Below are 11,525 nucleotides of genomic sequence, written 5' to 3'. Positions count from 1 at the left end.
GCAAGCCCCGGGCCTATCCTGGGAGGGTGCGGCGAGGGAGAGGGACATGCGGATCGCGGAGCTGAGCAGGCGGACCGGGGTCCCGATCCCCACCATCAAGTACTACATGCGGGAGGGACTGCTCCCGCAGGGAGAGCGGACCGGCCCCAATCAGGCGCGGTACGGCGAGGAGCACGTCAGGCGGCTTCGGCTGGCCAGGGCGCTGGTCGAGGTCGGCGGGCTGCCGGTGGCCTCGGCCCGCGAGGCGCTCGCGCTGATCTTCTCCTCCGGCGTCTCGGAGTTCGACGTGCTCGGCAAGGCGCAGTACGCGCTGACCCCGCCCAGGGAACGCGCCGGCGACGACGCTGGGGACGAGGCTGGGGACGAGGCCGCCGCGCAGGTCGACGAGTTGATCGCCCGGCGGGGCTGGCAGGTCAAGCCGGGCAACCCGGCCAGGCGGACGCTGGCCGACGCGCTGGCGACCCTGCGGCGCCTCGGCGAGGACGACTACCTGGACCTGCTGGAGACCTACGCCGAGACCGCCGAGCAACTGGCGGACACGGAGGTGCGGGCGATCAGCCGGCGGGGTGACCTGCACTCCATGGCCGAGGCGGTCGTGGTCTGGACCGCTCTCGGCGACCCCGTGATCGCCTCCCTGCGCCGCCTGGCCCAGGAGGCGCAGGCGGCCCGGCTCCTCGGCGGGATCGCCGAGGACACCTCCTGAGAGCCGGCTCGCGGGTCCCGCCGGCGAAAGCGAGATGATCGCTCGGGAGGCCCTGTCCGCCGCCGATGCATGCTTTCCGCCGGTATCCCGGTAGCCTCGGGGACGACGATTCGAAGGGGAGAAGGAGAGCCGGTGTCGGGTCTGGTCGTCGCCATGGACGGTCCTTCGGGATCGGGCAAGTCGAGTGCCTCGCGAGGCGTCGCGCGGGCGCTGGGCCTGCGGTACCTCGACACGGGCGCCATGTACCGCGCGGTCACCTGGTGGATGCTCCAGCGGGGCGTGAACCTGGAGGACGCCGCCGAGATCGCCGCGAGGTCCGCCGAGCCCACGCTGGTGATGAGCACCGACCCCGACGCGCCGGGCGTCACCGTGGACGGCGTCGACGTCAACGGACCGATCCGCGGCCCCGAGGTGACCGGCGCGGTGTCGGCCGTGAGCGCCGTGCCCGAGGTGCGCCACCGGTTGGTGGCCCTGCAGCGGGAGATCATCGCCGAGTCCCTGCCTGGCGGAGGGATCGTGGTCGAAGGCCGCGACATCGGCACCGTGGTCGCGCCGGACGCGCCGGTCAAGATCTACCTCACGGCGAGCGCTCAGGCGCGCGCCCTGCGCCGTACGGCCGAGCTGGACGGGACGACGGTGGAGGCGCAGCAGGCCGCGATGGCCCGGCGCGACGCCCTCGACTCGACGCGCAAGGCCGATCCGCTGGCGATGGCCGCCGACGCGGTGGAGCTGGACACGACGCCGCTGGACCTGGACGAGGTGATCGCCGAGGTGCTCCGGCTCGTCAAGGAGCGGGTCTGACGCCCGCACGCCCCGCCTGACCGCCTCCCGCGCCGCGTCCGCCGCGCCGGAGAGGGCCACGCGGTGCGACGTACGAACGAGCCCGGCCCCGGAAGCGGTCCGCCGGGAGGCCTCACGGGAGGCCGGGGAGAACGGGAAGAGCAGCCGATGAGGCAGGGTATGGACGTGACGGGGGACTACGACGAGGACGAGGGCGGCTGGATCGAGGCCGAGCTCGCCGGGCTTTCCCCGGAGGAGACGGAGCAGGAGCCCGACGCGGGCCCGCTGCCGGTCGTCGCCGTGGTGGGGCGCCCCAACGTCGGCAAGTCGACACTGGTCAACCGCATCATCGGCCGTCGTGAGGCGGTCGTGGAGGACGTGCCCGGCGTGACCCGCGACCGGGTCACGTACGAGGCGACCTGGCGGGGCAAGCGGTTCACGCTGGTCGACACCGGCGGCTGGGACCCCGACGCGACCGGCATGGCCCTGCGCATCGCCGAGCAGGCGCAGATCGCGGCCGAGCTGGCCGACGTGATCCTCTTCGTGGTGGACGCCGGTGTCGGGGTCACCGACTCCGACGAGGCCGTCGGCGCGGTCCTGCGCCGCTCGGGCAAGCCGGTCGTGCTGGCCGCCAACAAGGTCGACAACCAGCAGATGGAGCTGGAGGCGACCGGGCTCTGGTCGCTCGGCCTCGGCGAGCCGCACCCCGTCTCCGCCCTGCACGGCCGCGCCAGTGGCGACCTGCTCGACATCGTGCTCGACGCTTTGCCCGAGACGCCGCCGCAGACGTTCGGCGAGCGGCGGGGCCCGCGCCGGATCGCCCTGCTGGGCAAGCCCAACGTGGGCAAGTCGTCGCTGCTCAACAAGCTCGCCGGGGAGGAGCGGGTGCTCGTCGACCCCATGGCCGGCACCACCCGCGACCCGGTCGACGAGCTGGTCGAGCTGGGCGGCACGACGTATCGGTTCATCGACACGGCCGGCATCCGGCGGCGGGACCGCGAGCTGAAGGGCGCGGACTTCTACGCGGCGATGCGCACGCGGGCCGCGCTGGAGCGGGCGGAGGTCGCGGTCGTCCTGATCGACGCCTCCGACGTGCTGACCGAGCAGGACCTGCGGATCCTCGGCCTGGTCATCGAGTCGGGCCGGGCGATGGTGGTCGCGTTCAACAAGTGGGACCTGGTCGACGAGGACCGGCGCTACTACCTGGAGAAGGAGATCGACCGGCAGCTCGTCCGCACGCCCTGGGCGCTGCGGGTGAACATCTCGGCGAAGACCGGCCGCCACGTCGAGAGGCTGGCCCCGGCCATCGAACGGGCCCTGCAGTCGTGGGGCACGCGGGTGCCGACGGCCCGGCTCAACCAGTTCTTCACCGAACTGCTGCAGGCCACCCCGCCCCCGGTCCGAGGCGGCCGGCAGCCGAAGATCCTGTTCGCCACCCAGGCGTCCATCGAGCCGCCGAAGTTCGTGCTGTTCACCTCGGCGTTCCTGGAGGAGACCTACCGCCGGTTCCTTGAGCGCCGCATCCGCGAGGAGTTCGGCTTCGCGGGTTCTCCGATCGAGGTGACGATGAAGATCCGCGAGAAGCGCAAGAAGAAGTAACCTCCGGCCGGTTCCGGGGCCTCAGTCGTCGCCGCTCGCCGGGGCGGCGGCCGACAGCAGGGCGAGCGCGGCCTGGCGGGCCTGCTCGCCCGTTCCGGCCGTGCCGTGGTGCGCGGCGACGACCGTGGCGCCCTCGACCAGCATGAGCAACTGGCGCCCCAGAAGGGGCGGATCGGCGGCTCCGGCGCGCTCTGCGATGCCGGTCAGCAGGTCGAGGTAGCGGTCGAGGTGGCGTGCGGTGATGGCGCGCACGGCCTCGACGTGGTGCTGGGCCGACGCGTTCACCATCGCGCAGCCGCGGAAGACGGGGTCCTCGTACCACTCCCGCAGCGCGTCGAACACCGCGGCGAGCTGGTCGCGGGGGTTGTCCCCGGCCGCCGCGGCGGAGTCGGCCAGCCAGCGGCTCACCCGTTCGCTGCGGGCCAGGAGCACAGCCTCCACGAGCCCGTCCTTCGTGCCGAAGTGCCGATAGAGCGTCTCCTTCGACACCCCGATGAGGGCGCACAGCTCGGCGACGCCGACGCCGTCGAGCCCGCGCTCGTACAGTACGGCGGTGGCCGCCTCCAGGATGGCGGCGCGGGTGCGCTCCGGGTCGATCGTCGAGCCCTTGGGAACCGGCATACCAGGATGGTACCGACCGGTTCGATGCACTGCTACGCTCCGAGATGGTACCGATCGGTTCGATCTTTGGGAGTCCGTCATGTCCGACCTCATCGCCCTCGGCACGCCGGCCCGGCGGGAGACACGGCAGGCGGCGCGGCTGGCTCTCGGCACCGCGTCGGCGCTCGGGCTGGCGCGTTTCGCGTACGGGCTGCTCCTTCCGGCGATGCGGGAGGAACTGCACTGGTCCCTGGCCGAAGCAGGGGCGATGAGCGCCGCCAACGGGCTTGGCTATCTGCTCGGCGCGCTGGTGACCGCGGTCGTCGTACGCCGCCTGGGTACGGCGGCCACCTTCCGGTGGGGCATGGTCCTCACCGCGCTGGCGCTGGCGGTCACCGCGACGAGCGACGCCTATCCGGTGCTGCTTGCCGCGCGAGCCGCTGCCGGAGTGGCGGGCGCCGCGGTGTTCGTCACCGGCGGCGTCATCGCCTCGCGCCTCGCCGCTCGCGCCGCCTCCGGCTCGCCCATCACCGTGTACTTCGCGGGCGCGGGGCTGGGCATCGTGGTCGGCGGCGCCGGTATCCCGCCGCTGGGCGACCGCCTTCACCTGGCCTGGGCCGGTCTGGGCCTGGCCGCCGGACTGGCGGCGCTGCTGAGCTGGACCGCCGCCAAGGCCGGGGAGGACGCGCAGCCGGGGGAGGACCCACAGGCCGCGACCGCCGGGCGGGTCCACGTGCGGCCGCTGTGGGGAATCGCCGTGGCCTACCTGCTGTTCGCCACCGGTTACATCACCTACATCACCTTCCTGTCCGCCTACCTGGCCGACCGGAACGCACCGCTCGGGCAGGTGGTGCTCACCTGGACGGCGCTCGGCCTGGCCGTGGTGGCGGCGCCCGCGCTGTGGAGCCGTCCGACCGCCCAGTGGCCCGGCACCCGGGCCCTGGCCACGCTGCTCGGTCTCCTGGGCGGTGGCGCGGCGCTGGCGATGGCGGCGCCCGCGCCGCCGGTCATCCTCGCCTCCGCGATCCTCTACGGGGCGACGTTCATGGGTGTGCCCGCCGCCGTCACCGCGCTCATCAAGGCGAACACCCCGCCCGCCGACTGGACGGCCACCCTGGCGGCGTTCACCACGATCTTCGCGGGCGGGCAGACCGCGGGCCCGTGGCTCGCCGGGCTCGTCGCCGACCACACCTCGACCGCCGCGGCCCTGGCGTGGACCGCGATCCTGTGCGCCGCCGCGGCGGTGATCGCGGCGTTCGCGAATCCCTCCCGCCGGGCCAGAGCGGGTTCGGCCGGGAAGACACCCGACGCGGAAGCGTCCACGAGACAGTGAGGCACACCATGACCACGTTCGTCCTGATCCCCGGCATGTGCCACGGCGGCTGGTGTTTCCGCGAGCTGTGCGAGGACTTGCGCCATCACGGGCACCGGGCCGTCGCGCTGACGTTGACCGGGCTCGCCGAACGCGCCCACCTGCTGGACGGCGGAGTGAACCTGGACACGCACATCCGGGACGTCGCCGGGATGCTGGAGGCCGAGGACGTCCGGGACGCCGTGCTGGTCGGCCACAGCTACGGGGGAATGGTGATCACCGGCGTCGCCGACCGCCTGCCCGGCCGGATGGCCGGTCTGGTCTACCTGGACGCCGTCGTGCCGGGGGACGGCGATTCCTGCTGGGGCCTGGTCTCCGATCGGGAACGGCAGTGGTACGCCGACGTGGTGGAGACCGGCTACGCGACGCGGCCGCTGCCGTTCTTCGACCCCCGTGCCACCCCTCACCCGATCGCCTCGTTGCTCCAGCCGCTCCGGCTGACCGGCGACCCCGCGCGCATCGCGCGCCGCGTCTACGTGTACGCGGCGGGCTGGCAGGGCGAGTCCCCCTTCACCGCGACGTACGAGCGGCTGCGCGAGGACCCCGCGTGGACCACGTACGCGCTGGACGGCGGGCACAACCTCATGCGGGACGCCCCGGAGGACCTGCTGAAGATCCTGACCGGGGCCCGTTGGTAGGGGCTGCCCTACCAACGGGACTGCCGTCCGCCGGATCGATTCGCGGCGCGCGGGTCAATAGCGTTGGGGACATGCGCCGACTTCTCTCCCGCCTCGGCGGCGACACGGTCTACGTCCTCGTGGGGTTTCCCCTCGCGGTCATCACGTTCTGCCTCACGACGGTCGGCCTGTCGGCGGGCGCCGGCCTGCTGGTGGTCTGGCTGGGCGTGCCCGTCCTCGCTCTCACCCTCCTCGTCGCCCGGGGCATGGGCGACGTCGAACGGCTCCGCATGCGCGGGGTGCTGGGCAGGGACCTGCCCCGGCCGCGTTATCCCACGTCGCCGCCCGGGGCGGGCGTGTTCCGGAAGACCATCACCCCGCTCGCCGGGGGCCAGCCCTGGCTCGACGTGCTGCACGGGCTGCTGGCCTTCCCGGTCGCGATCGTCGCGTTCTGCGTGACCGTCACCTGGTGGGTGCTGGCCATCGCCGGGCTGACCTATCCGCTGTACGGCTGGATCACCTCGAACATCCCCGGCAACACCGAGCTGCCCGAGCTCCTCGGCCTCGGCCGGGGCTACGTGGTCGACAGCGTCTTCTACGGCACGATCGGGCTGATCGCCGCGATCACCCTCTATCCCGTCGTCCGCTCCTGCGCCCTCATCAAGGCGTCGCTGGGCCGGGCGCTGCTGACCGGCGTCGCCGAGCTGCAGGAGCGCATCGACGACCTCACCGAGGGCCGTCACGCCGCCGCCCACGCGGAGGCGGACGCGCTGCGCCGCCTGGAGCGCGACATCCACGACGGGCCCCAGCAGCGCCTGGTCCACCTGGCGATGGAGCTGTCGCGGGCCCAGCGGGAACTGCAGAAGGACGCCACGGCCGCGCACGAGACGATCGGCAAGGCCATCAGCGCCACCCGGGAGACCCTGGACGAGCTGCGGGCGCTGTCGCGCGGCATCGCCCCGCCGATCCTGGCCGACCGCGGCCTCGCCCCGGCGCTCGCCGCCCTGGCCGGCCGCTGCACCGTGCCCGTGGAGCTGGACGTCCAGACGGCCGAGCGGTATACCGCGCTCATCGAGAACACGATCTACTTCGTGACGGCCGAGTCGCTCACCAACGTGGCCAAGCACAGCAGGGCGACGTCCTGCTCGGTCGGGCTGATCAGGATCGGTGACACGCTCCTCCTCACGATCGGGGATGATGGGGTCGGCGGCGCACACGTCGCCAAGGGACATGGCCTGTCCGGCCTGGCCGACCGGCTGCGGGCCGTCGACGGCGAGCTGTCGGTGAGATCGCCGGTGGGCGGGCCGACACTGATCACGGCGGAGGTTCCGTGCGCGTAGTGGTGGCCGACGACGCCGTCCTCATCCGGGAGGGGCTTGTCCGCCTGCTTGAGGAGTTCGGCTGCGAGGTCGTCGAGACCGTGGGCACGGGGGAGGACCTGGTCAAGTCCGTCGTCGCCCACCGGCCCGACGTGTCGGTGGTCGACGTGCGGATGCCGCCGGCGTTCACCGACGAGGGCCTGCGCGCCGCCGTCGAGGCGCGGGAGAAGGTGCCGGGCACGCCCGTACTGATCCTTTCGCAGTACGTCGAGGTGTCGTACGCCGACGACCTGCTGGCCGACGCTCGCGGGGCGGTCGGCTATCTGCTGAAGGACCGCGTGGTCGACGTCGAGGAGTTCATGGACGGCCTGCGGCGGGTCGCCGCGGGGGGAACGGTCTTCGACCCCCAGGTCGTCGCCCAGCTGATGGTGCGGCGGCGGCGAGACGACCCGCTGGCGTCGCTGACACCGCGTGAACGCGAGGTCCTGTCGCTGATGGCCGAGGGCAGGTCGAACCCGGCGATCGCCCGGCGCCTCGTCGTCACCGAGGGCGCGGTGGAAAAGCACATTCGCGGCATCTTCGCCAAGCTCGGCCTGCACGCCGAGGACGGCGACCAGCACCGCCGCGTCCTCGCGGTGCTGGCCTACCTCCGCTCCTGACCACACGCGGTGCTGGCCTACCTCCGCTCCTGACCACACGCGGTGCTGGCCTACCTCCGCTCCTGACCACACGCGTCAGGCCGGGTGGCCGGCCGCCGCTCGCGGCGTACGCGTTCGCCGCGGGAGTTTCCCGGTCAGACGCGCGGAGCGGCGGCGGAGTCTCGCGCCTACGTTTCCGCGTCCGTGTCCGTGTCCGTGGCCGGCGCCGTCGTCCGCGTCGCGCGCACCGATCGCAGGATGACGAACATACAGGCCGTCCCGGCCGCGCCGGCTCCGCAGATCACCGCGTACGGGGGGACCAGCGCGGCGATGGCGCCGCCGGCGGCCACGCCGAGCCCCTGGAGGGTCATGAGCCCGGCGCCCAGCAGGGACATGGCGCTGCCCCGCATCGCCGCAGGCACCGCTTGCACGAACCACTGGTCCATGCCGAGCGTGTAGGCGGCGCACAGCCCCGTGAGCACCAGGAGCGCGACCGCGACCGACAACGGCGGATGGACGGCGAACGCGGCCATCGGCAGCATCGACCCCGCTGCCAGCGGCAGTGCGATCCGCTCGCGGGCGGCCGCCCCGAGCAGGGTGCCGGCCAGCACCTCGCCCACCGCGGTCCCCGCGGGCATCGCGGCCATGAAGAGCCCGAACCCCACCGAGCCCGCACCCGCGGCGTCCGCGTAAGGTGCGGCGGTTCCTTCGGCGACGATGAAGAACATCGGCGGGATCCACCACATCAGCAGCAGCGCGCGGACCCGGGGGACGGCGAGCAACCGCCGGGTCGAGGCGATCGAAGCGCGCATCATCGCCCCGCCCCCCGATGCCCGGGCCGGGCGGCCGCGGGTGCCCAGACGCAGGAGCAGCGCGGAACCGAGAAAGGTGCCGACGGTCACGTAGAGCGCGGTGCGGGGTGACAGCCACACCAGGGCCAGTCCGCCGAGTCCGTAGCCGATGATCTGGGATCCCTGCGAGACCATCCGCACCAGCGAACGGCCCAGGACGTACAAGTCGTCCGGCAGGATGTCGGCCAGGCTCGCCGCCCGGGTGCCGGTGAACAACGGCGACATCATCGAGACGGCGAAGCGGAGGACGAACAGCGCCGCGAGCGGAGTCACCGGAACGGCCATCAACGTCACGCAGCCGGCCGAGAGCAGGTCGCAGGCCACCAGCACCCGGCGGGCGGGGTAACGGTCGGCGATGCCGGAGAGCAGGATCCCGCTGAGGGCGTAGGGCAGGAAGCCGAGGGCGAAGACGAGCGCCGTCAGCGGCGCCGAACCGGTCCGCTGGAATACCAGCACGGCCAGCGACGCGTCGGCGAAGACGCCTCCCAGCATGGAAAGGACATGGGCCGCGAAAATAGCCCGGAATTCTCTGACCACGAACACGGCGCCGTATCCGGCGTTGACGCGTGCCCGGCTTCCTGCGGCCGCTGGGGCGTCCGGTGATTCGGTCGTGGAGGAGGGTTCTGCCATGCGGAGATTCGCTTCTCCCTGTCATCGCGGTCACAGCAGGTGTCCGCGGGCGCCGAAGCCGGGTCCGGGGGCGGCGCGACGGCCGAGGCATCCTGCCCCTCGGACCCGGTACGACGATCTCGTGACCGAGTCGGACCGAGATCAACTTCTTGGGTCATGCCTGTCTATCAGGGAAACCAGCCCCTGGGGATCGAGGTCATTGGAAATTCACCTCCCTATGGGTAGGCAGTCCTGTGAGGCTGAGGGTGGTCGCGGGAGCGATGACCCGCGACTAACCTGAACAACTATGTTCGAGTTTCACTCTAGCACTAAGTCGTACATCGGTGTTCGGATTGCTGTGTGACGACGGTCATAGCGCGCTGTCGCCGCACAGAGGATGCTCGGCGAGCGCGCCGGAGTGCATCAGGTGGAGAGTTGGCGGGCCCGTCCGAAGGTGCGGCCGAGCAGCACGTAGCCCAACGCGTACGGGGCGGCGCCGATGATCTCGAAGACGGATGTGATCATGGAATGCGGTCCGAATCCGAACAGGGACGCGGTCCCGCCGATCGCGTACACGACGCCGCCGAATCCCAGGAGCAGGCCGGCCCACCGTTGGCCGTACCGGTTGAGCAGCAGGGCGAGCAGCACGCATCCCAGAGGGAAGACGATGTTCGCGGCCAGCACGATGATGCCGCCCTCGACGTCGATGTCCTTGGGGGTGTGCACGAGGTCGGGCGCGTACTTGGCCGTCACCGGGTTGTGGCCGCCGTCGAAGACGATCAGGCCGAACCAGAGCATGGTCCCGGCCAGGGCGGTGTACAGCGTGGTGACCGCGCGCGAACCGAACCTGTTCATGACCAGAGCCAGGACACCGGCCAGACAGGTTGCCTGGACCAGCAGGCTGATGGCCTCCATGGAATGGGTGAAGGCGTACCACTGGGCGCCCGCCGCGATGTCGTGCCCGTCGCGGGCCGGGTGCAGGAAGACGGTGAGCAGGAAGAGCGGGCCCCCGATCATCGCGGTGAGCTTCACCGTCACCCGTACGCTCCGGGTGCCGTCCTCGGCGTTGTGGTGGCGGAGGGGTGGGGGTGGTGTCGTCGTGCCGGCGTCATCGTGCGCCGAGCGGTGGCTGCTCATCGTCGTTCTCCTGGATCTTGTTGCTTTGCGGTGCCCGTCCGGTGCGTGGCTCGGCGGGGCGGCCGGCGCGACGACGGCGCGGAAACCCGAGGCCGGGGTGACGCCGGTCGGGCCGTCGGCGGTGACGGTGGACGGGACGGCGACCCCGAGTGCCGCCGCGCCGGTGGGTGGTGTCCACGGTTCCCGAATCAACCCGAACAACCGTGTTCGGTTTCAGGCTAACATCTAATTCGTACATAGATGTTCGGGTTTTGTATGGCGAAGTCTCCAGGTCGCTGTCACCGGAAAGAGGCGTCGGCGGTCGCGGCCCGGTGGCGACGCGGTGTCGACGCGGTGGCGAGGAGGTCTGACGCTTTGAGATGTCACCTGGCGGAGCCCATGCCGAGCCGCGCCGCCGAGCCGCGCCGCCGCGGCGTGGACGTGCGGCGTGGGCTGGGCGTGCGGCGTGGGCGTGCAGGGCGGACGGTGAGGTCGGCGGTTAAGGAGCCGGTGTGGGTACGACCGTGCCGGGCGCGGAAAGGGCGGCGAGCAGCGTCGCCGAGATGACCCGTGCGGCATCGTCGGCGTCCAGCCGGCCGGCGGCGGTGTCCTCCGCCGCGGCGTGCATCAGGCTGAACACGGTCGTGACCATCCACCTCTGGGGCAGGTCGTCGCGGAAGGCGCCGGCGTCCCGCCCGCGATCGATGATCGTCTGGACCCTCTGCAGGGTCCGGTCGTGGACGGCCCGGATGCGCTCCGGGGGCAGTTCGCGGTGGGCGGCCCGGAGCACGGAGTGAAGCTGGTGGACGATCCGCCATGAGGCGCCGACGAGCCGGGTCAGCGCCTCGCGCGGGTCACCGGTGGTGTCGGTCGCGTCGAGCGCGGCGTCGGACTGCTCCATCGTGCGGGTCAGGACGGCGTCGACGAGATCCGCCCGAGTCTTGAAGTGCCCGTAGAGCGTGACCCGGCCGACCCCCGCCGCCTTGGCCATGTCGGCGACGCTGGCGTCGGCGTCGCGGGCCAGGCAGAGCTGGGCCGCGTCCAGGATGGACTTGATGTTGCGCCGGGCGTCGGCTCGCCGCTCGGCCTGCGGCGCGGGGCGCTGCGCGGACCGCGACCTGTCGCCGGCACCGCGCGGTGTGGCTGCCATTTCCGCTCCTGCACTCCCTGGGCCGACGTTCCCGATAACTCGAACAGTTTAGTTCACGTTGCCGCCTCGCTGTGCGAACCCTAAGTCGAACGCTTGTGTTCGAGTTGATGGTAGTGTCAGAACTTGAACACATTTGTTCAGGTTAACGGTTGATCGGGCGGTTCGCCGACT

At 71.9% G+C, this 11,525-nt stretch carries 11 protein-coding genes; 7 read left to right on the top strand and 4 right to left on the bottom strand.

The genetic code is table 11. The features are described from left to right. The first annotated feature begins 46 nt into the window (after positions 1-46). From ACGFIB_RS00910 to der, 3 genes are all read left to right on the top strand, one after another. A complete protein-coding gene (locus tag ACGFIB_RS00910; protein WP_393367642.1) occupies positions 47-703 on the top strand; it encodes a MerR family transcriptional regulator in 657 nt (218 codons plus the stop codon). Between the two features lie 153 nt (positions 704-856). Then, positions 857-1,504, top strand: a complete 648-nt coding sequence (gene cmk / locus ACGFIB_RS00905) for a (d)CMP kinase (protein WP_223852739.1) — start codon at positions 857-859, stop codon at positions 1,502-1,504. 159 nt (positions 1,505-1,663) lie between these two features. Further along, positions 1,664-3,082 (top strand): ribosome biogenesis GTPase Der, encoded by a 1,419-nt coding sequence (gene der / locus ACGFIB_RS00900; RefSeq protein WP_357240389.1) that lies wholly within the window; start codon positions 1,664-1,666, stop codon positions 3,080-3,082. A gap of 21 nt (positions 3,083-3,103) precedes the next feature. On the opposite strand, the gene ACGFIB_RS00895 is transcribed toward der, so the two are convergent. Further along, entirely contained in the window at positions 3,104-3,703 is a 600-nt protein-coding gene (locus ACGFIB_RS00895; RefSeq protein WP_142568828.1) for a TetR/AcrR family transcriptional regulator, read from the bottom strand. Between the two features lie 79 nt (positions 3,704-3,782). Between ACGFIB_RS00895 and ACGFIB_RS00890 the strand changes: the two genes are divergently transcribed. The 4 genes from ACGFIB_RS00890 (at position 3,783) to ACGFIB_RS00875 (ending at position 7,649) form a co-directional block, all read left to right on the top strand. Next, positions 3,783-5,015: a YbfB/YjiJ family MFS transporter gene (locus ACGFIB_RS00890; protein ID WP_393367639.1), complete on the top strand. Its 1,233-nt coding sequence runs from the start codon at positions 3,783-3,785 to the stop codon at positions 5,013-5,015. An 8-nt stretch (positions 5,016-5,023) separates the two neighbouring features. After that, on the top strand, positions 5,024-5,692 hold the full coding sequence (locus ACGFIB_RS00885; RefSeq protein ID WP_393367637.1) for an alpha/beta fold hydrolase: 669 nt from the start codon (positions 5,024-5,026) through the stop codon (positions 5,690-5,692). Between the two features lie 71 nt (positions 5,693-5,763). Further along, positions 5,764-7,011, top strand: a complete 1,248-nt coding sequence (locus tag ACGFIB_RS00880; protein ID WP_357258109.1) for a sensor histidine kinase — start codon at positions 5,764-5,766, stop codon at positions 7,009-7,011. Then, the gene (locus ACGFIB_RS00875) at positions 7,002-7,649 is read left to right on the top strand and encodes a response regulator transcription factor (RefSeq protein WP_357240399.1); all 648 of its coding nucleotides are present in this window, start codon (positions 7,002-7,004) and stop codon (positions 7,647-7,649) included. Before ACGFIB_RS00880 ends, ACGFIB_RS00875 begins: the two co-directional genes overlap by 10 nt. Before the next feature lie 167 nt (positions 7,650-7,816). On the opposite strand, the gene ACGFIB_RS00870 is transcribed toward ACGFIB_RS00875, so the two are convergent. From ACGFIB_RS00870 to ACGFIB_RS00860, 3 genes are all read right to left on the bottom strand, one after another. Further along, on the bottom strand, positions 7,817-9,109 hold the full coding sequence (locus ACGFIB_RS00870) for an MFS transporter (RefSeq protein WP_393367634.1): 1,293 nt from the start codon (positions 9,107-9,109) through the stop codon (positions 7,817-7,819). A 402-nt stretch (positions 9,110-9,511) separates the two neighbouring features. Next, a complete protein-coding gene (locus tag ACGFIB_RS00865; RefSeq protein WP_393367632.1) occupies positions 9,512-10,225 on the bottom strand; it encodes a hypothetical protein in 714 nt (237 codons plus the stop codon). Positions 10,226-10,703: 478 nt separating this feature from the next. Then, entirely contained in the window at positions 10,704-11,354 is a 651-nt protein-coding gene (locus tag ACGFIB_RS00860) for a TetR/AcrR family transcriptional regulator (protein ID WP_393367630.1), read from the bottom strand. Positions 11,355-11,525: the final 171 nt, after the last annotated feature.

Source organism: Microbispora bryophytorum, from assembly GCF_043197435.1.
GTDB lineage: Bacteria > Actinomycetota > Actinomycetes > Streptosporangiales > Streptosporangiaceae > Microbispora > Microbispora bryophytorum.
Note: the sequence above shows the minus strand (reverse complement) of the source record. Positions and strands in the feature narration are given on the sequence as shown.